Raw genomic sequence first — 20251 nt, 5'->3', positions numbered from 1 at the left:
TGCTTATGAAATCGACTTGCTCAAGGCGGGCATCATCGCTTCAAACTGCTGGCGGCAATCGGCAAGTAGCCGATGGTAGCTTCCCATTTCGAAACCAACGCCTGAAAGCTCAACGTCGAAATCGCCATTATAGCCAGCTTCGCGCAAACCGAGGATGGTTTTTCGCAAGGGAATTTTGCCTTCGCCGAGCGGGCAACGCTGCTGATCGACTCCGTGGGGAACACGACGATCACCTAGCTGGACAAGAGCCAAGTAGGGCACGAGCTCTCGAAGATTCGACAAAATGGCCCGATCATGGCCGAAGTGATAAGTATCAAAAACCAGCTTGAGATTCGGAGAATTGATATTTTCGATCAGGGCCAGAGTCGACTCGATGTCGGTCAGAAACGTCCAGTCCCGAGCACAGGCGGGGTGCATCGGCTCGATTGCCAAAGTCACATCCGCGGCCTCAGCTAATGAGAGCAGCGTATCAAGCGCCACGCGAAACAATCGTTCGGCATGGCGGTAAATGTGATTATTGCGGCCACCCGGATAAACAACCAAACAACCCGCATTCATCGCCCCGGCAAGCCGGATGGCTTGGCAGGCGTCGTCGATGGATTCGTCCCAGGTGCGGCCATCGCTCCCTGTGAATCCCCCTGCCCACAGCAAATGCGAGACACGCAGGCCGCTGTCGGCGAGCAGATCAACACCGGCTTCCTCGCCAAAATCGGCTAACTTTTGCCGCCATACGCCGATCGCTTCGTAGCCCGCCGCTGCATAGTTGAAAACATCCTGCTCGAAGGACCAACGGAAAGTGGTCACCTCGCTCATCGATAACTTGGGACAAGCGGCAACACTGCTCAAATCCATAAAACACCGTGTGCTCCGAGAAGCGAATCGAAAAACGACCAGCCTTAACCGGCAGACCTTGCGAGAGGCCCTAAAAATGGCGTTTCTCAGCGGGTAGGGGGCTGAGTATGGTGGATTGTTGATTTGGTGTAAAGCTTGAACTGGAGCAATTTTTGGTCGGCAGCAGTGCCATCATATTAGCGCGCGAACTTATCCAGCTATTGCGAATTCTACGGGATTTTCTTTGCTATTATCAACTTTTTCTCGTAGAGTCAGGAATTGAAATAAGGCTGTTGTTTGTGGTTTTCTGTTGGTAAGTTAAAGCAACAAGTTGAAGCCTTGGAGTCAGCTAACGAATGAGTCGTTTGCGTTGACTTCGGGTTGATTAATTAATCATCGATAGGTTTTAGAGACAAGATTTGCGTCTTGCCTACAGCTATCGAATGATCATTCTTGGCAGGGAATCGATTGTTGCAGCATCGTTTGCTCGATGCTCACAGTTGCCAGGGTAATTTAACGTGACAGTGAAGGGGTTTGAGAGAAGTATGCGCAACTATGCGCAATGATTACTTAGAAATCCTCCGCATGTGTTGAAGAGCCCTTGGTATCTGTTATCGAATTACCTAAGCCCCGATGAATTCATCGGACTGACAGCCAGGAGTGTGCAATGCCGATTCGCCTGCTAGTTGCCGACGACCACGCGGTCGTTCGGGCAGGTGTTGCGTCGATGGTTCGCGAAAGCGACATCACTGTGGTCGCCGAAGCATGTGATGGAGCACAAGCGCTCCAGATGGCACAACAACATCGGCCCGACGTAGTACTTCTCGACGTGCGCATGCCCGAATCCGATGGCATGGCGTGCCTGTCAAAACTCAAGGCCGAAATGCCGGATATTCCGGTCGTAATTTTCACGGCCCATGATAATCCGACATACATTGCTCGCGCGGTCGCTCTCGGGGCGGCGGGCTACTTGGTTAAGAGTGCCTCGCAAGCGGAATTAATTTCCGCGGTTCAACAAGTGGCCACCGGCGTGACACTCTGGAATCGGGAGAACCTCCGCCGTGTTTCAGGGCCTCTCACGAATTCACGCCCGACCAACGATCTCGAAGTACCGCTCACGAAACGCGAAAGCGAGGTCCTCAAACAACTCGCTTTGGGGCTAAGTAACAAAGAAATTGCCCAAGCTTTGTCGATTAGCTACGAAACAGTGAAAGAGCACGTCCAACACGTGTTGCGTAAGCTTGGAGTTTCGGACCGCACGCAGGCGGCGGTCTGGGCCGTGCGGAAGGGCTTGGTTTAGACAGATTTGCCGCCTTGTCCGCACGCTCGGCGAGCGGATAATGGGGCACATGACATTTGAGTTTTCTGATCTGCCGAGCCAATTTCGCCAACTTCTAGGCCAGTGCCGCGAACTTTATTTGTCGGCTGGCGAACAATGCGTGCGAGATTTTCCCGATCAACTTCCTCAGTCGGGGAGTGGGTTCGTCCAACTCATGGACGATCTGCATCGCGCCTTGGTGGTGAAAATTTTCATCACGATTTGCGAAGCGGATCGTCGCTGGAGCACCAACGAGAAATTTCTCGCCGAAGTGCTGCTCTTTCATCTGTGGAGCCAATGGCTCAACGAAGAAGCCCTCAAGGCGGCGATTCACGACATGTCGGGCAAAGCGTCGTCGCTTAAATGGTACGCGCTCGTGCGACCATTCGATCAAATTGCCCCTTTGCGTGAGCGCGTCGGTGAACTAGAAACCATCGCGATGCGCCTGGCCAACGTGATTGCCCGCGCGGATGGCCCACTCAAGGAACGGGAAGCTCTCCACGTGAAGATGGTGCAGGATGAACTGCACCGCCACCTGCGACAAATTCCCATCGACGAGCCAACCCAGCACGAAGAGGAATCGCAAGCTCGCATCGAAGCGATCGACAAAATTTTGCTCGATCGCAATGAGCTTCCCGAAACACGGCACGGTTCCACAGCCGTGCAGAAAGATCCCCAATTACTCGGCCAGCCCAGGATCAAAATTGCTGAAGAAATAGAAGGCAAGCAAGAGCCTCAAAAATCTCCTGAGCAGGTTTTGAAAGATGCGCTCGCCGAGCTTGACCGCCTGATTGGCTTGGGCAACATCAAGCAGGAAGTGAGGACGCTTACCAATTTCCTGAAAGTTCAGAAGCAGCGTGAACAAGCTGGCTTGCCCACGACAAACCTTAGTTTGCACATGGTCTTCAACGGCAATCCGGGGACGGGCAAAACAACCGTCGCCCGCATCGTCGGTACGATTTTCGGTGCGATGGGCGTACTCAAGAAAGGGCATCTGGTCGAAACCGATCGCTCGGGCTTGGTTGCCGAGTACGCTGGCCAAACCGGCCCAAAAACCAATAAGAAGATTGACGAAGCGTTGGACGGAGTCTTGTTTATCGACGAAGCCTACACGCTCATTTCCAGCGAAGGGGAAGATCCGTTTGGCCATGAAGCCGTGCAAACCCTTTTGAAAAGAATGGAAGATAACCGCGATCAACTCGTGGTCATCTTGGCGGGTTATCCGCTCGAAATGGAAATCCTGCTGCGCTCGAATCCCGGACTGTCGTCCCGTTTTAGCCGCAACCTTGAGTTTCTGGACTACTCGCCGCTGGAGCTGACTCAAATCTTTGGTTTGATGTGCGACAAAAACCAATACACTCTCAAACCGTTAACCCGTGCGAAAGTGATCGTCGGCTTCGATTATCTCTGGCAACGTCGCGACCGCTACTTCGGCAATGGCCGAGCGGCTCGCAACTTGTTCGAACATGCGATTCGCTTGATGGCCAACCGCATTGCCGAAATTGCAGAGCTATCGGTTGAGCAGTTATCGATGCTCGAACCACAAGACGTGGAATTTAAGGATGTGCCACTGGAGGTATTTGTTAACGTCACCGAGGATAGCCATTTAAGATTTCATATCGAATGCCCTGCTTGTAAACACGGCAAGGATGCGCCGACGAAATTTTTGGGGCAACAAGTACGCTGTCCAAAGTGCGAGCATAATTTCTCTGCCGACTGGGGAACCTTGGTGGCCAGTACCAATGGCGACCAGGCCAACGGTAACCAAGCTAATAACAACCCGTCTAAATAGTTACCGCCGGACAGTTCCACCACCTAAAGCGCCGCTGCTCAAAGCTTCATAGACGCTGGGCCCTGCAGGAGCAGCAGCGACTTCGCGTTGCTCAGCAGACCGATTGGGAGTGGGCCGTGATGCCGCAGCTCCCACGGACACCCATCCGCCTGACTTTGCTCCAGAATCCGGATCCTGGCCACGTACAACCGTGGAAGCAGGAGCAGAGACTGGCTGAGCAACGGTTCCGCGTGCCTTGGCATTGCTGGCCAATTGCAACTGAGGCCGACCCTCTTTGACCCAACCGAGCCAGGAATTCTGCAAGGTGAGCAAGTCGCTGTAACCGTAATTTTCCTTGATCGCGCGAGGCCAATTTTCGTCGGTTAAGCCATCGGCGACGAATTCCAAGAATGCCTGTTTGCCGTATTGGGAAATCAAAAACTGTGCGAGGGAGTGTCCTTGAGCATAAAGCGGCAACACGTCCTGCGGATATTCCTTCATCGCAAACATGTGGCTGAACGGAATTCCGCGACGAGTTTGCAGGAATTCAATCAGCATGTTTTCCTGCTTGGAAATCTCGCTGTGATGCTCGACCGTGGTGCAAGCTCCTTCGTCGGCCCAACGCGGCAGCGGTTGACGGAAATGGCAGGCAAAAATGGTGTGTGTGATCTCGTGAGGCAACACGGAATCGAGAATCCGTTCGCGCGAGCCTTGAATATCCATGCGCCAGCCAAACACTTCACCACGATCAAACACGAAACTTGTCGCGCCGCCGGCCCCCAAGTTTTGTTCAACACGCGCCTTGATCGGACATGGCTTCGACCAGCCGGGAAGTTCCTTCCCTAACCATTCGATTGCCAATTCTTTGCGATACTTTTCGGCGAAGTCGCCGATCTCTTTCGCCAATTGTGGCGTGGGCGCATCCACCGTGAAGTTTTGTGTTCGATACCCTGCGCCGGCCTGCGCAGCGCAATGAATGATGGCGAGAAGTACGAGTGATAACAAGAACTTAATGGCGCAACGACCACTAGTCCCAAAAAGGGGAGCTTCCATGCTCAAACCTGTGCGGGGTTGAAGGACGATCCATGTCCTAGAGCAAAATACTCAGGCGAATCGTGAGCGTGCAAACGGCGGACCAACTCTGCACAACTCAAACGCTCATTCGCCGAATCAGCAAGGAACTGGGATCTTGGGGGCGAATCAATACTGCGGGGTCGCCATCGCACGAGTAATTCGTCGCGATGACTTTGCAAAATTTACAGACCGCGCGCGGAAACACCTAGAGTAAATTCCGCAGAATTTCTAGCATGCTAGCTAGTGATTCGCTAGCGATCAGGCCCGAAAACGATCAAGTGGCTTGAGCCGCCTTGATGCGATCAATCAATCGACCGGGTGAGCCCATGGCGTTGTAACCGCCATCGAGATGCAGGATTTCCGACGTCACTCCGGCAGACATGTCGGAGAGCAAGAACGCGCCGCAGTTGCCTGCTTCTTCGTGCGTGATGTTGCGTCCCAAGGGAGCCATGGCCTCGTACAAACCAAGCATTTCCTCGACCCCTGCACCACGACCAGAGATGGTCTGCAAAGGACCAGCACTGAGAGCATTGACGCGAATGCCACGGGGGCCCAAGTCGTAAGCCAAGTATTTGACGATCGAGTCGAGGGCTGCCTTGCAAACACCCATCACGTTGTAACCCGGAACTATTTTTTCGCCACCATAGTAGGTGAGGGTCAGTATGCTGGCCCCGTCATTGAGCACAGGCTGCATGGCATTCGACAACGCGATCAAGCTGTAGGCACTGATTTCCATGGCCAGCTTGAATCCGGCGCGGCTGGTCAGGATCGTGTCGTGCTTCAAATCATCGGGAAGAGCAAAAGCAATCGAGTGCAGCAGAAAATCAATTTTGCCCAACTTGGTACTGCAAACATCACGAAGTGCCGACAGGTGTTCGTCGTTGGTCACATCCATCGGCTGCAAAAACTTGACCTGCGAATTGCCTTCGGTGAGCTTATCAATGCGGTTGAGGTTCTTTTTGCGCTCGTCATCAGGCTTGTCAGGCATGTAGGAAAAGCCACATTCGCCCCCTTCGCTCATGATCTTGTCGGCGATCGCCCAAGCGATGGACTGCTTGTTGAAAACCCCGGTGATAAGTCCTTTTTTGCCAGTAAATAAGCCCATGACGTCGTCCTCGTCCTACTGAATTAGCCGGTGTGTGCCTCGATTTGCGGCTCAAAAGAGCCAGCATCGCAGGATAACACCTTAGCCATGAGTGCCAACAGGGGGCTAAAACCAGGAAATTTGGGCAATATCCTACGACATTCGCTACGGATTTATCATTTTGATACACACAACCAAAAATACTGACTCACAACCGTTGCTTTTTTGACACATGTGGGATATGTTTACTTAGTCACTTTGACTAAGTATCTATTTTATTGATTACAAACGCCGCATTCGAGGTGTCATCAGGGTTTGAGATGGAAACAGAAGTCAAGAATAATAAAGAGCTTACGACTTTTCTCTTAGAGCAAGCAGGCATTGCCTCATCGGTTGAAAAGTTTGTCAAAGAAGCACTTCCCTGGCTCGTCAAACTGACCGCCAGTCATGGGTTGGCGGTTGTCGAATCAATTCCACCCGAGTGGAATGTCCTTGGCAGCGCGGGCGATATGCCGCGATCGCTACCCACTGATCTCGCAGCCGATGCGCTCGACAAACTCAGAGTGGTACGAAATGAAGAATTTGCCGCCGTGCCGCTCGATGAAAAGCAAGTCATGCTGATACGCGGCAATCTTGCGAACAATGATTTCAAAGAATTGCTTGGCAACTTTTCCGCGGCCCTAAAAATTGTCGACGAACAACAGCAGCGCACCCAACGCATCCTTCGACTCCAGAAAATTCTGGAGATCACCCATACCTGGGGGCAATCCGATTGCATGGAGTCATTGCTCAAAGCGATGGCTCAAGCTGCGACGGAATTGTTAGGAGCCGATCGGGCCAGCATCTTTCTTTGGGATAAGCCGAACAAAATGCTCGTGGGAAGGCCCGCTCTTGGCATCAAAAAGGGTGGGGAACTGCGCATCCCCGAGAACACGGGGATCGTTGGCCAAGTTGTCGAATCGCGTGAACCGCGCCGCGTGGGTGGCGGTGTCGATGACGACAAAATTGCCCGCGTGATCGACAAAGAAACCGGCTACACAACCAAAACCTTACTTTGTGTACCTCTGATATCACCTCCTGGCCAATGCTTAGGAGCGTTTGAAGTCCTTAACAAGAAAAATGGCTTGTTCACAGACGATGATGAGCAGGCGCTGACAGAACTAGCAACTCACGCGGCCGTTGCGCTTGAGAGCACTCAGCAATGGGAGGATTTGCTCACCAAACATCAACAAATGGTTGAGGAAGCCGCGGGGGGATTGCAACTCATCGGCGAAAGTCCAGCCATCGGGGCACTCCGTTCCACGATTCGCCGGATCGCCGATACCGACTTGGCAATACTTATACTGGGCGAAAACGGCACGGGTAAGGAGGTGGTCGCGAGATCGATTCACTATTTGAGCCGTCGCCGCGAGCAGCCGTTTATAGCCGTCAATTGTGCGGCTCTTACTGAAACGTTGCTTGAAAGTGAACTCTTTGGTCATGAAAAAGGTGCGTTCACCGATGCCCGAGAAACTCGCCAAGGTAAGTTCGAGCTGGCTTCAGGAGGAACACTATTTCTTGATGAAATCGGCGACATGAGCTTGAGCGGCCAAGCAAAATTACTCCGCGTGCTGGAAGACAAAACTGTCGTCCGTGTGGGCGGCTCGCAACCGATTTACACCGAGGTGCGAATCCTGGCAGCGACCAATCAAGATTTGGGCAAGATGGTCCGCGAAAAGCGGTTCCGCGAGGATTTGTTCTTCCGTCTTAATGTGGTAAGTCTCGAATTACCACCGCTGCGTGAACGTGGAGAAGATGTCTTTCTGCTAGCCGATTATTTTCTCGATTCCTTTTGTCGCAACATGGGCCGCAACCGCCCTCAGTTCACAATCGCAGCCAAGAAACGACTTTTGGAGCACGCCTGGCCTGGCAATATTCGCGAACTGCGCAACCTCATGGAACGCTTGGCTTATCTGACATCAGGAGATCGTATCGAAGCCGAGGAGTTGGCCTTTATCAACGCTGGCGCGGTCAGCGATACTTTGCAATTTGACTTCAATTCCACTCTCGCCGCGGCAACACACGATTTTCAGCAGAAATTTATCAAGCAAACCATCGAGAAAGCCAACGGCAATATGAGCAAGGCCGCCAAACGACTCGGGCTGCACCGCTCGAATCTCTATCGCAAGATGCGGCAACTCGAGATGGGTGTTGTGGAAGAGGAAGAAGAAAACGATTAGCAGGTACAATCTCTGTTCACTACTTTTAGCTCGCCACGCGGGGCTACAGAGCTATTCGTATTCTGAATAATCAATCCCAGGCTCGGCTAGCCAATCATTATCGTCTTCAGCATCACCGAAATTGACATTTCCACGCCGCGGATCCAAATACAGTATCTCGTGTTTATCTTTGAGGTAATGAATAACCGCCGCGACTTCTTTCCATTTAGCCCCGAAATCTTGTTGCCATGAATGAATGGCTTTGGCGAGAAATTGAGGATCGCGATATTCTTTACGCCGATCGTCAGTGGTTGCTTTTCCAAAGTCAAGAAAATACGGCGGTCTTACAAAGGTAATTTCGATCACTCGTAATGTGTCATCGAAACCTTCAAGCATGGGGATGTTGAAACCATGGATTTTGTTTACTCCTGCTTGTTTCAACCTTTGATAACATTCTAACTCGATTTTGTAATTCGCTTGTTTGTAGAATGCTTTAACTGCGGAGGGGATCGAAGTCTTCCAAACAGCGCCGTCGGAGCCATGGCCCAGGCTGTCTTGACGCTCAACGTCTGCAACCTTACGCTTACAATAATTAAGCACGTTCTCAAAAAGCAACTTATTATCGTACATCATGGCAACGACCGGTTATTCCACTGATGTTTCGCTAACACTTATTTATGAAGACGGTGCCCAACTAAACGTCTCTCACGTCGGCAACTCAGGACTAATGATCACTGGTGACTGTCCTCGTTTGTCCCCTGGTCGCGCAACGCTGATTGTATCCATCGATGGTCGGGAAATCCTCCATCCGATTGTCTTACCGGAAGGAATCTCGCGTGCTGACGAATTTGTACCATTTGTCCGCCAATAAAGCTTTTAATATTAAGCGATATTCGGCACTCTCATACCTTCTTTTCGCTGTGACCTAGGTTTTTCTCAGGTGCAACTTTATCCCGCACAAGCTGCTTAAGTTCCTTGATATCTGGGAAACGCCCTGACTCCGCGCGCGACCAAACGAGTTCGTCATTGACGCGAATTTCAAATATTCCGCCGGTGCCGGGGCAGAGTGCAACCTCGCCGAGTTCTTCTTCAAACGTGGTGAGCAGTTCTTGAGCCATCCACGCCGAACGGAGCATCCAACGGCATTGGCGGCAGTAGCGTATCTCAACTCGATTGGGCATGATCGGATTCCTGTTTCTCTCTATGTTACAGCACCAGCAGCCGTGCGGTTAGAACTGGAGAACAAGTAGTCTTTGACAACGACGCCATGAAACCTTTTTTAACTACCGAATGGCTCCATCTGGCGATGCTCAACTACGAGGTCGATCCGAAGATCTTAGCGCCTTTCGTGCCCCGTGGAACCGAGTTGGACGATTTTAATGGTCACCACTTCGTGAGCATCGTCGGTTTTTTGTACCGCAATACACGCGTGCGAGGGTTGGCAATTCCTTGGCATCGCAATTTCCCCGAAGTGAACCTGCGTTATTATATCCGTCATCGTGCAGCCGACGGTTGGCGACGAGGCGTGGCGTTTATCAAAGAAATTGTCCCCCGCAGTGCTATCGCACTGGTTGCACGCAAACTCTACGACGAAAATTTCGTGGCGCATCCCATGCGATCCACCATTGAGTTGGACGAATCTGCCTCACTCCCTAAACGTGTCGAATATGCCTGGAATGATGCTCGCGGTTGGCATCGGTTGGAAGTAAGCAAGCTATCGCCTCCAACCATTCCAGCACGAGGTAGTTTGGAAGAATTCATCACCGAACACTATTGGGGCTACACCGCGCGTCGCGATGGACGAACAAGTGAATATCGCGTCGAGCATCCGCCGTGGCGGGTTTCGCTGGCCGCAAACGCGGAGTTTTGCTGTGATGTTGGAACTGTCTATGGCTCCGCGTTCAACGAATGCTTAACTCCACCACCAAAATCAGTCTTTCTCGCCGAAGGATCGGCCGTTGCCGTCTATCCTGGTAGCACGATCGCTCATTCGTAGGTACAGAGATAGGCCGTTTCTTCGGCGACCTTGAGCTGAAATTTTTCATTTGCGGCCACGATGAATGACTTTCCCGCGGGGAAATCTTGCCACTGATCGCTGCCGGGCAGTTTAACGGTCAGTTGGCCGCTGACCACTGTCATAACTTCCTTTTGACTGGTGCCAAATTCGTATTCTCCAGCGGCCATCACTCCCACGGTCGCGGGCAGAGTCTTGGTTTGAAACGCGATGGATTTAACTTTGCCGTCGAAGTATTCGTTGACTTTGAACATAAGAAACCTTTGTTTGAATTTAAGCGGGTTTTCTTAAAACCCAGCGGACGAGCATTCCATAACCGTCGTTAAAATACCGCCACGACGACGGGAAGAACGTCACATAGCGATTATAAGTTTCGACATCGACCAGTTGCAGGGCTCGCTCGCGGTTGGCAACCAGATTGTCGAACCAAGCCCGCAGGGTCGGGCGATAGTCGTGAATCGAACGATGCGCGACCCTGAAACCCGCACCTTCAAATGCATCTAAATGCTCCTTATAGGTGCTGCCGATTGATCCGGGGAAATAGATCTGAGAGCAAATCGCCGTCGCGAACAAATGTGGCGGAACGCGGCAGAAAAAATGATGGACCGCGCGACCGCCGGGCTTGAGAGCGGCATAGATTTTCTTTGAGAGTGGTGCTAGTTCATTTGGCCTTACGTGCTCAAAAGAACCAATCGAGTAAATCGCGTCGTAGGAGTTCGGCTCATAATCGCAAGTGATGAAATCATCAAACTTCACATTGAAGCCATTATTATCGATGTTGTAAGCCACCTGCTCCTTGGATAGCGTCAATCCATAAAGATTCTGCTTGTCGCCGGTATGCTCGTAGATGCGTTTGAGCATAGCCCCCCAACCGCAACCGAGTTCCAGAATTTTCTCTCCCGGCTTGGGATCGATCAGTCGCAGAATGTAGTCGGCTTTATTCTGTTGGGCCTCTTCGATGGTCTCATCCCCGCCGCGCAGGAAATCGGCACATGTGTAGAACATGTACTTTTTATCCAAGAAGAGTTTGTAAAACTCATTCGACACGTCGTAATGCTCGGAGATGCCAAGCACGTGATCCTGCTTCATTTTGGCATGCAGCAGAGCCCAACGGAGTGGCCGCAAGGGCCAATGATCACGGACAAATTGAATCGCAGGGGGCAGCGGCCGGGTAATTTCTTGCCAGATAGCCTCCTCATTGAGCGGCTCGGGCGAGCGAATCTGGTATTTTAACCAAGCGTACGAAACCCCGTAGGGAATGGCTTCGGCGACGGTTTTCAATTTACGGAGTGCCATAATCACGCTCTCAGAAGTTCACGATAAAACGCCGCTAGGAGCCTCATAATAATCATCTGAGCCCTAAAAGGAATGGGGCGACTGGCTTTGCTTGTAACCGGTGATTAAATTGGCGGAAGTAACTAGTTATCAATCGCGATTTTTCGCAGCCAAGGTTTCACTATGCATCAGCCCAAGAACGTCCTCGGCACCGAGCTCCAATCTTGTTCCCTTGACCCACTTACGGGTTTTTATCGCGACGGCTGCTGCCGCACGGGCCGCGACGATATGGGACTGCACACAGTGTGCGTTCAAGTGAACGAGGATTTTCTGGCCTTTTCCAAGGCGGTTGGGAATGACCTCAGCACTCCCAACGCAATGTATGAGTTTCCCGGCTTGCTACCAGGTGATCGCTGGTGTCTGTGCGCCCCGCGCTGGAAAGAAGCCCTTGAGGCGGGAATGGCCCCGCCCGTGGTTCTCGAATCGACGCACATGTCGACTTTGGAATTCGTCGACCTTGAAGACTTGCAGGCGCACGCGGTGGAAGCCTCGGCTTAGTTTTCCCAATAACTCAGAAGGGACTTTCCTTGATGGCGTTGATCCGACTCCTCTTATTTTGTGCCTTCGTCAGTTCGAGTTTCTTGGTCTGCTGCGAAGCCGTAGAACTTGAAGTCGAAAAAACAGTCATCGGACGTTCTGCCGAAGGCCGCCACATCGAGTGCGAAGTCTACGGAACGGGTTCTGACATTCTGATGGTGATAGCCACGATCCACGGCAATGAATCGGCCGGTACGCCATTGGTCGCAGCATTTGGTGAGTGGTTATCAGCTCACCCCGAAGAATTAAACGGCAAACAGGTCGTGATCATACCAGTAGCGAATCCGGATGGCATGGCGGCGGACGTGCGATTTAATCCTCGTGGAATCGATCTCAACCGCAACTTTCCCGCCGGCAACTGGCAAGAAGGCGATGTGAAGTTGCACGGCGACACGCCGCTGTCCGAGCCCGAATCGCGGGCCATCTTACAAGCGATCATGCGTTACTTTCCGAATCGCATTGTGAGCATCCACCAACCGCTGGAGTGCATTGATTACGATGGTCCGGCCAAAGCGTTGGCCGAGGCGATGGGGAAAGTCAGTCCACTACCGGTCAAAAAACTTGGAGGCCTACCGGGTTCGCTGGGATCATTTGTTGGCGAAACTTTGCAGAAGCCGATTATCACGCTCGAACTTCCTCGCAAGACGAGCCGCGATCCGCAAGAACTTTGGGAAACTTACGGCGAATCGCTTGTGGCGGCCTTGCGTTTTAAACAGGACGAGAAGGCCAAAGAAAATGCCAAGCCGTAAAGTCCGATTGATAATCGCGGCGTTCGTCTTGCTCTCGACAACGCCGGGCCACGCAGCGGACAATCAACGCATGAGTGAAACTGCTAAGAAATTAGAGCAAATTGCCGACGGTGCGTCTGGGCTTGTCGGATATTACGTGATAACCGTCGATGGCGAGACGCTGTTCAGCCGCAACGAAGACCAGCTATTCACCCAAGCCAGCGCGATCAAAATCCCTATTCTGCTCGAAGCGATCGCCCAACGCGAAGCTGGCAAAATCGATTGGTCCAAGCCCTATCCAATCACAAAAAGTAATCAGGTGAGTGGTAGTGGCATACTCTCGCAACTCTCCGACGGTGGTTCCCAGATCAGCACGGGCGATTTGGCCGTCATGATGATCGTGCTGAGCGATAATACGGCCACGAATCTGCTGATCGATTTGGTCGGCATGGACAACGTGAATCAACGGCTCGATTCCCTAGGCTGCCCACAAACCCGATTGCGCCGCGTCATGATGGACACGGCGGCTGCCGCGCGGGGTGAAGAGAATGTTTCCACGCCCGCCGAGGCCGCCAAGATCATGCAGACTTTGGCACAGCGAAAATTTCTCAACCCTACCGCGAGCGATGAAGTCCTGGCAATCCTGCGTAAGCCCAAGTCGACGGCCGTTCGCAAAGCGATACCTGCCGAAATTCTCATCGCCAACAAACCGGGTGGCATCCCAGGCGTGGCCACCGAATGGGCACTCGTCGAATATGCGGACAGACCGTACATCATCACTCTGATGGGTAAAGATGGCGAAGAAGCCCGATTCTTGGAAGCCTTTACCGAGATCGCTAAGTGCGTACATCGGGCGGTGGCCTCGAAGCCATGATTCGCTACGTATTGACTTTTCTGTTTGCTTTCTCAGCTTTGACTTCTGTGGCCGCGCCACCTCGCGTTCTCATTGAGGGTTGCCAGCTTGAGCAAATCGCTCGTGAGCCCGAGATTGTCACGCCGGTGGGGATGGCCTTTGCTGCGAAGGGGCGACTCTTAGTCATCGAATCTCACACGCATCAGCGGACGGAGAGCTACGAAGGCCCCAACGGTGACCGGCTCAGAATGTTTAGCGATTCCGATGGCGATGGCCAACTCGACCGCTGGACAACATTCGCCGAGGGGTTCCGCCATGCGATGAACGTCGCCGTACTGCCCAACGGTGATGTTTATTTGGTAACACGCAGCGACGTGCATTTGCTACGGGATACCAACGATGATGGCGTGGCGGATTTCAATGAAAAAATCGTGCAGCTCAAGACAGCCGTTGACTATCCCCATAATGCTCTGAGTGGAATCAGCGCTGCTGGCGACAGGATGTTTCTCGGCGTGGGAGAAAACTTTGGCGTTGAATACGATCTTGTCGGCAGTGATGAGAAATCGATCAAAAACGTGGGCGGTGTCGGCACGATCTATACTTGCAAGCTCGATGGTTCGAATCTCCAACGATATGCCGAGGGATTCTGGAATCCTTTTTCATTGTGCCTCGCCAAAGGAGAACTTTTTTGCGTCGATAACGATCCCGATGCGAGCCCGCCTTGCCGGTTGATCAACGTGGCAGCCCAAGGGGATTATGGTTTCCGTTTTGAATACGGCAGGGCAGGGGTGCATCCGCTGCAAGCCTGGAATGGCGAACTTCCTGGCACATTTCCCATGATTTGTGGAACGGGAGAAGCCCCCACGACTGTGTTGTTTCATCGTGGTTATTTGTGGGTTACGAGTTGGGGCGACTATCGCATCGAGCGCTACAAATTAACGCCGAAATCGAATGGCACATATTCCGCGGAGCGGACGATTGTTGTTCAAGGCGATGCCGATTTTCGTCCCACAGGCATGGCTGTCGCGCCAGATGGCTCGCTCTGGTTCGCGGATTGGGTTGATCGCAGTTACCCCGTTCATGGAAAAGGGCGGATTTGGCGTTTAGAATTGCCGCCAGCCATGAAGACTGACTTCAAACCGCTAACAACCAAATCTCCGGCTGCCCGATTAGCCGCGCTGGCGGAATTGCACGAGACTCGCTGGAACAAAGTGATATCGCATGCTGAGTTGGTTGAACTTCTTCGCAAGCAACTGAATAACCCTGACCCCAATGTGCGGCTCTTTGCGCTTCGCTGGCTCGCCGAGGAGCATCTCACCGAATTGTTGCCTGAAGTGGAAAAGCTTCTGGACGCGCCTCAGCCGAGCGAGCGCTATTTCCTCGCCGTGTTGGCGGCGATTGATTGGCTCAGCCGCGAACCGGAGCAGCGTCATACCGGTATTTCCGACGGATTACTGGCTCGTGAGTTACGCAACTCCAAGCGTAGTTCTGAAGTCAAAACTTTGGCTTTGAATCTGATGTCGCCAGACTACAAAGATTTGACGCTGGATATGCTGGCTGAGTTGTTGCAAGACACTTACGAGCCGCTGCAAATCGCCGCTGCCCGCACGCTGGCCCAACAGACCAATTCGGAACGATTTCCAGTACTCATCAAACTCGCCGAAGATCCCAAATTGAGTGACGCGGTGAGAGTCGAAGCCTTGGCAGGCATGGCTTCGGTGGCTGAAGAGCATCGTGAATTGCTAGAAAGATACGCTGCAGGCAATGACAGCCTTGCCAAAGAAGCCCAGCGAATCCTACGGCTGAGCGGTCTCAGTCCAGCCAAATTCGATGAGCAGCCCGACGCCGGCGATGTTGACGCGTGGGTCAAACTCCTCGCTGCGCCAGGTAATGCTGATTCAGGCCGCCGACTGTTTTTCAGCGACGTTGGGCCAAGATGCAGTGCGTGCCATCGTCACAGTGGCCGGGGGGGCAACATTGGCCCGGATCTAACAAATCTCGCCGCTTCCAATTCGCGGGAGCGGGTTATCACATCGATTCTCGATCCGAGTCGTGAAGTCGCACCGCATTATGAGACTTGGCTCCTCATCACCGACGACGGCAAAACTCATGTCGGGCAAAGACTGCCCAAGGGAGGCGACGATGGCGTGGAACCTTACGCCGATACGGCCGGCAAGGAATTCGATTTAGAAAGCGAAGCGATTACGCACCGTGAACCTTCAAAATCGTCGATTATGCCGGCGGGATTACAGAAAAGCTTGACGGTTGAGGATCTGCGCGACTTGCTCACTTTTCTTATGCAATAGATTGCGCATGATGTGAAGAACGCTAAACCGGGCGTTAAAGTGGCAAAGCTCTGGGCCGTTGAGTGTTTGCCCGCCGCAACGTAAAATTTAGGGCTGCGAACGGATTCTCCCTCACCCAATCGGCCCCAGGCCTTCTTCATGAGCGAATTACACCACGAGTGCGGCGTCGCGGCCATTTATCACCTCCCCGGTCGTGAAGTGAGCCCGTTATGCCCTCCCCAAGGGCCCGAGGAAGCGTCTCGGCTTATGCCACGGATGCTACTCGACATTCAAAATCGCGGTCAGCTTTCGGCAGGAATGACGACATTCTCTCCGCATCGCAATCAGTTAATCGACACGTACCGTAAGTTGGGAACGGTCAACGAAGCGTTTCGGCTCAATCACCGTGGCAAGGCTGAGAGCTTGATGCGGGAATATGCCGGGCGCGCGGCCATTGGACATGTGCGCTATGCGACCTGCGGCGGCGAAGATTGCAGCTATGCCCAGCCGTTTGAACGGCATCACCTCCAAAAGCACAAATGGTTTGCCTTCGCCTTTAACGGTCAGCTTGCCAACTACGCCCAACTTCGCGACAAATTGCTCGCCGAAGATGATCATCATCTCGCGCGAACGACCGACACCGAAATCATCATGCACGAGATCAGTCGCGAACTGTCGGGTGACAGTCGCTTGCCTCTGATCGAAGTGATGCGGAATATTGCCACACGTTTCGACGGGGCCTACAGTTTGGCGATTCTGAATGCTCAAGGTGAAATGCTTATTGCCCGCGATCCCTTGGGCGTGAAGCCGATGTGCTATGCCATCGAGGGTCCGCTATTCGCCGCGGCCAGCGAAAGCGTGGCCCTAGTGAATCTGGGTTTTCAATCCAAGTCGGTCCGCCCTCTGGAACCTGGCGAAGCGATCACCATCAGCGAACGCGGCATCAAAATCGAACGCTTTTCGGACGAAACTCAGCGAGCTCACTGTTTCTTCGAATGGATTTATTTTTCCAACGTCGCGAGCACGCTCGACGACCGCAGTGTGTATTTAGCTCGCAAAGCCTTGGGTGAAGAGCTGGCTCGTATGGAAGATTTGACGATTGATGAAGATACGATCGTCGTGCCTGTCCCCGACACGAGCAAGGCGGCCGCGGATTCGATGGCATTTCAGTTGGGTGTGCCGAGTATCGAAGGCTTGATTCGGAATCGCTATTCGGGCCGCACATTTATCGAGGGAAGCGGCGACCGCGTGGCCAAGGCTTCGGTCAAATACACGCCGCTTCCTGAAGTTCTGGCGGGAAAACGGGTGATCTTAGTCGAAGATTCGATTGTCCGGTCGACAACGATGCGCGTCCTTATCTCAAAAATTCGTGAAGTCGGACGTGCGCGCGAGATTCATGTCCGGGTTGCCTGCCCACCGATTATTGCCCCTTGTTTCTACGGCATCGATATGTCGACCATCGGCGAGCTCTTCGCACCGGCATTTATGCAAGCAGGCCGCAGCGACGAAGAAATGTTCACGGCCATGGCCAACGATTTGGGTGCAAACTCACTGCGATTTCTGCCCGTGGAATCCATCGCACGGGCCGTGGCCAAGCCCGCCGACCAACTTTGCCGAGCATGTATTACCGGAGACTATCCCACACCGTGTGGGCAAAAGCTCTATAGCATCGCGTTGGAAAGCTCCGCCGCAGGGGGTCCTGATCCCGTGCGGACCTACGAAGTCGCGACTGGCTAGATGATTTGTGACTGTTACTTCACAAATTCCGAGCGGTAGACTGGTTCGTCCTTTAACCGCGTGCGACGTTCGAAATGCGTGCGATAGTCGAGTGCATGCTCAGGTGGTTTTTCAGCCACATCGAGCGGAGCGCCGAACTGCCTCATCGCAGTCATCAGTTCCAGTGTGGCGTCGAAATACTCTTTCACGTCGGTCCAAAAGTGAAATCGGCCACCGGGTTTCAATGTTCGATGAACATCGCGCAAAAATTCTTCGTTAAGCACGCGACGTTTGTGGTGGCGTTTCTTCCACCAAGGATCGGGAAAATAAACATGGACCGCGGCGAGGGAATCGCTGGGAATCATTTCGCGAAACAGCCGCAATCCATCTCCTTGCACGGCGATGGCGTTGTGGAGGTCTCGCTTGGCCAATCGAGCCGCGATAAAGCGAGCATACTTATGGGCGACTTCAATCCCCAAAAAGTCGTGCTCGGGACAATGGGCCGCGGCGGTTTGCAAAAACAAACCTTTCCCGCTGCCAACCTCCACTTCGAGCGGTGCCTCACGGCCAAAAAGTTCCGGGGGGTTCCACGGCAGCGGCAACTCTTCGAGCGTGCGGAAATTGCGCGAGTAATCAAGCTGCGGATCGACTTTGGGTAATGCGCGCCGGCCCATGTTTAAACTTCACGCTGGGCAAGTTTGCGAATGTCTTCTTTCCAAAGCGGGATGCCACGAATCTCTCCGTCGCACACGACCGACCTGCCGACAAACGCTTGAAAGCGGCTAACCACGATGCTGCCACGCCGCATTTTGGTAAGCATGCAGGAAACGGTCAGACGATCCCCGGGAAGAACTGCCCCGCGAAATTTAACGTCGCTGAGGCCGCCAAAGCCCATAATGTCGCAACCCAACAGGTCGTGCTTGAGCGCGTGATAGGAGCAAACCTGGGCAGCGGCCTCACAGATAATGACGCCCGGCATCAACGGAGCGCCCGGCATGTGGCCTGGAATCCAGAATTCCTTGTCCGAGACGTCTAAGTAGCCGGCGCAGACGTTATTCTCACCATCGTCGTAGACGATAGCGGTCAAATGCTCCATATCGCCGCGCTGCGAATTGATCTGCCGAATGGCATCGATATCCGCCACAATGTGGGAATAATCGAGCACGTCGGGGTCAACGATCCACTCTTTGCCAGCCACGAGGTAGTTCCTTAGCTGCAGAGACTGAGAGGCCACCAAAAGTGGCTTAGGTGCGGACCTTTTGACGACGGCTCTTGCGTGGCCGGCTGCAGGCGGGGCGCTTGCCGTGATTGGCTTTTTTGACTTTACGACCAGGTTTGGCCATTGTGATCTCCCTTTTGGCGTGATTGCATGCGAAATAGCCCCTGAGTTTAGCAAAGAACTGGGGGGCCCGAAAGTGCGGGTGGGGTTAGAAAAGTCTTACCTCTCCCGCAAATCCCACGCCTCGACCCAGGTGATCCCCACGGGCTGCATGCCGAAATCTTTGACAAGCCGTTCGTGCATGTCATTGAGATGCCCTGCTCCATAGAAGATACCGATCTTACGTTTGCCAGCCTTTTGCTGCTTGCGTAGGACGTCGAGGGCTCTTTTATTACGCTCGGTAATCAACGTGGATCCCTCAGGGCCGGACATTCCTGACAGCATCGATTCCATCGAGGCGAACTGTTTGGCAATGGTGGTTTTGAGCTTCAAAGCTTTGTTCTCGGAAGCCATCGCGGAGAGCAAATCTAAATTCATCATGAAGCCTTGGCTCGGATCGCCCGACTGCTCGGCAATCGCTTGCCCCGCCATCCGCATGTACATCTGCATGAAACTTTCGTCGCGGGCAGTCATCGATTCGCCAAATTCCTCGGGTGACATGTCGGCATGAACGAAGTTGGGCCGCGTGTAATCCACCATTTCCAGTTGGTGCTCAAGCTCAAGCATAGACTTAATGCCGTTTTGCATGGCTCCCACGGGATGGAGATTTGAAGTCCCCCGACCACGTTCCACCCGCGTACCCTCGGGTGCAACCAATTCATAAAGCAAAGCCTGATACTGACGAAAACTGTCGTTTAACCCCTCGTAGTAGGTTTTGTCTCCCACATGGACGGCTCCGATCAAGTCAACATACTGCCGGGCGTTGGGCAAAGTCCCTTCTTTGGCCTTACCCGCGAATTGTGCTGCCATTCTTGCAGGCACATAGCGGACGATGGCGATTTCCAAGGCCTGCGGGTTGCCGTCTTTGTCTTTGGTAAAGCGGACCCACTCTTTGCCAAGATCAGCCTTAGTCTCAGAAGCAGGGGTTTCCGCTTGTAACTGGCCAATTGGGACTGCTAGCGACAAAAAAACCACAAGCTTTATACAGGAGAGTGGCTTTATCAACGGAATATCCTTGGTTAATAAGCTACCGTGAACGGGCGTCGAATACTGAAAAAGTATACCCGCCGTGCCACGGGCAAACAAATGCCGCTAGCAGCAAGCAACCGAAGAATCGTTATTTTCGTCA

The 20251-nt window shown here is 53.1% G+C and carries 20 protein-coding genes; 9 read left to right on the top strand and 11 right to left on the bottom strand.

Annotated elements, in window-relative coordinates; genetic code table 11:
• Positions 1-3: 3 nt before the first annotated feature.
• The gene (locus tag SH678x_RS09315) at positions 4-852 is read right to left on the bottom strand and encodes a sugar phosphate isomerase/epimerase family protein (protein WP_496922629.1); all 849 of its coding nucleotides are present in this window, start codon (positions 850-852) and stop codon (positions 4-6) included.
• Positions 853-1498: 646 nt separating this feature from the next.
• Here SH678x_RS09315 and SH678x_RS09310 point away from each other — a divergent pair.
• On the top strand, positions 1499-2131 hold the full coding sequence (locus SH678x_RS09310; RefSeq protein ID WP_496922628.1) for a response regulator: 633 nt from the start codon (positions 1499-1501) through the stop codon (positions 2129-2131).
• Positions 2132-2180: 49 nt separating this feature from the next.
• A complete protein-coding gene (locus SH678x_RS09305; protein ID WP_496922627.1) occupies positions 2181-3941 on the top strand; it encodes an AAA family ATPase in 1761 nt (586 codons plus the stop codon).
• Here the strand turns inward: SH678x_RS09305 and SH678x_RS09300 are convergent, their stop codons facing one another.
• Both SH678x_RS09300 and SH678x_RS09295 read right to left on the bottom strand, forming a co-directional pair.
• The gene (locus tag SH678x_RS09300) at positions 3942-4973 is read right to left on the bottom strand and encodes a hypothetical protein (RefSeq protein WP_496922626.1); all 1032 of its coding nucleotides are present in this window, start codon (positions 4971-4973) and stop codon (positions 3942-3944) included.
• Between the two features lie 295 nt (positions 4974-5268).
• Positions 5269-6099: an enoyl-ACP reductase FabI gene (locus SH678x_RS09295; protein WP_496922625.1), complete on the bottom strand. Its 831-nt coding sequence runs from the start codon at positions 6097-6099 to the stop codon at positions 5269-5271.
• Positions 6100-6398: 299 nt separating this feature from the next.
• On the opposite strand from SH678x_RS09295, the gene SH678x_RS09290 reads away from it, so the two are divergent.
• Positions 6399-8297, top strand: a complete 1899-nt coding sequence (locus SH678x_RS09290; protein WP_496922624.1) for a sigma 54-interacting transcriptional regulator — start codon at positions 6399-6401, stop codon at positions 8295-8297.
• Positions 8298-8348: 51 nt separating this feature from the next.
• On the opposite strand, the gene SH678x_RS09285 is transcribed toward SH678x_RS09290, so the two are convergent.
• Together SH678x_RS09285 and SH678x_RS09280 are read right to left on the bottom strand one after the other, a co-directional pair.
• Positions 8349-8909: a hypothetical protein gene (locus SH678x_RS09285; protein ID WP_496922623.1), complete on the bottom strand. Its 561-nt coding sequence runs from the start codon at positions 8907-8909 to the stop codon at positions 8349-8351.
• A gap of 269 nt (positions 8910-9178) precedes the next feature.
• Positions 9179-9457 (bottom strand): Rdx family protein, encoded by a 279-nt coding sequence (locus SH678x_RS09280; RefSeq protein WP_496922622.1) that lies wholly within the window; start codon positions 9455-9457, stop codon positions 9179-9181.
• Positions 9458-9543: 86 nt separating this feature from the next.
• Between SH678x_RS09280 and SH678x_RS09275 the strand changes: the two genes are divergently transcribed.
• The gene (locus tag SH678x_RS09275) at positions 9544-10272 is read left to right on the top strand and encodes a YqjF family protein (protein WP_496922621.1); all 729 of its coding nucleotides are present in this window, start codon (positions 9544-9546) and stop codon (positions 10270-10272) included.
• Here the strand turns inward: SH678x_RS09275 and ppnP are convergent.
• On the bottom strand, positions 10263-10544 hold the full coding sequence (ppnP, locus tag SH678x_RS09270; protein WP_496922620.1) for a pyrimidine/purine nucleoside phosphorylase: 282 nt from the start codon (positions 10542-10544) through the stop codon (positions 10263-10265). The genes SH678x_RS09275 and ppnP overlap by 10 nt on opposite strands.
• A 19-nt stretch (positions 10545-10563) precedes the next feature.
• Positions 10564-11586: a class I SAM-dependent methyltransferase gene (locus tag SH678x_RS09265; protein WP_496922619.1), complete on the bottom strand. Its 1023-nt coding sequence runs from the start codon at positions 11584-11586 to the stop codon at positions 10564-10566.
• Positions 11587-11748: 162 nt separating this feature from the next.
• Here SH678x_RS09265 and SH678x_RS09260 point away from each other — a divergent pair, with 162 nt between their 5' ends.
• From SH678x_RS09260 to SH678x_RS09240, 5 genes are all read left to right on the top strand, one after another.
• On the top strand, positions 11749-12123 hold the full coding sequence (locus SH678x_RS09260) for a DUF2237 family protein (protein WP_496922618.1): 375 nt from the start codon (positions 11749-11751) through the stop codon (positions 12121-12123).
• 32 nt (positions 12124-12155) lie between these two features.
• Entirely contained in the window at positions 12156-12911 is a 756-nt protein-coding gene (locus SH678x_RS09255) for a DUF2817 domain-containing protein (RefSeq protein WP_496922617.1), read from the top strand.
• Positions 12898-13764: a serine hydrolase gene (locus SH678x_RS09250; RefSeq protein ID WP_496922616.1), complete on the top strand. Its 867-nt coding sequence runs from the start codon at positions 12898-12900 to the stop codon at positions 13762-13764. The genes SH678x_RS09255 and SH678x_RS09250 overlap by 14 nt, the downstream gene beginning before the upstream one ends.
• Entirely contained in the window at positions 13731-16049 is a 2319-nt protein-coding gene (locus tag SH678x_RS09245; protein ID WP_496922615.1) for a PVC-type heme-binding CxxCH protein, read from the top strand. Before SH678x_RS09250 ends, SH678x_RS09245 begins: the two co-directional genes overlap by 34 nt.
• A gap of 138 nt (positions 16050-16187) precedes the next feature.
• Positions 16188-17765 (top strand): amidophosphoribosyltransferase, encoded by a 1578-nt coding sequence (locus tag SH678x_RS09240; protein WP_496922614.1) that lies wholly within the window; start codon positions 16188-16190, stop codon positions 17763-17765.
• Between the two features lie 14 nt (positions 17766-17779).
• Here the strand turns inward: SH678x_RS09240 and trmB are convergent, their stop codons facing one another.
• From trmB to SH678x_RS09220, 4 genes are all read right to left on the bottom strand, one after another.
• Positions 17780-18418 carry a tRNA (guanosine(46)-N7)-methyltransferase TrmB gene (trmB, locus tag SH678x_RS09235; protein ID WP_496922613.1) on the bottom strand — a complete coding sequence of 213 codons (639 nt, stop codon included), beginning with the start codon at positions 18416-18418 and terminating at the stop codon, positions 17780-17782.
• Positions 18419-18420: 2 nt separating this feature from the next.
• Positions 18421-18942, bottom strand: coding sequence for a 3-hydroxyacyl-ACP dehydratase FabZ family protein (locus SH678x_RS09230; protein ID WP_496922612.1), 522 nt, complete (start codon positions 18940-18942; stop codon positions 18421-18423).
• 46 nt (positions 18943-18988) lie between these two features.
• Positions 18989-19087 (bottom strand): 50S ribosomal protein bL37, encoded by a 99-nt coding sequence (locus SH678x_RS09225; RefSeq protein ID WP_390622054.1) that lies wholly within the window; start codon positions 19085-19087, stop codon positions 18989-18991.
• A gap of 95 nt (positions 19088-19182) precedes the next feature.
• On the bottom strand, positions 19183-20088 hold the full coding sequence (locus SH678x_RS09220; RefSeq protein WP_496922611.1) for a hypothetical protein: 906 nt from the start codon (positions 20086-20088) through the stop codon (positions 19183-19185).
• Between the last annotated feature and the right edge of the window lie 163 nt (positions 20089-20251).

This window comes from Bythopirellula superficialaquae (assembly GCF_059632245.1).
The sequence above is the reverse complement of the archived record's forward strand: the minus strand, read 5'-3'. Positions and strand labels throughout refer to the sequence as shown.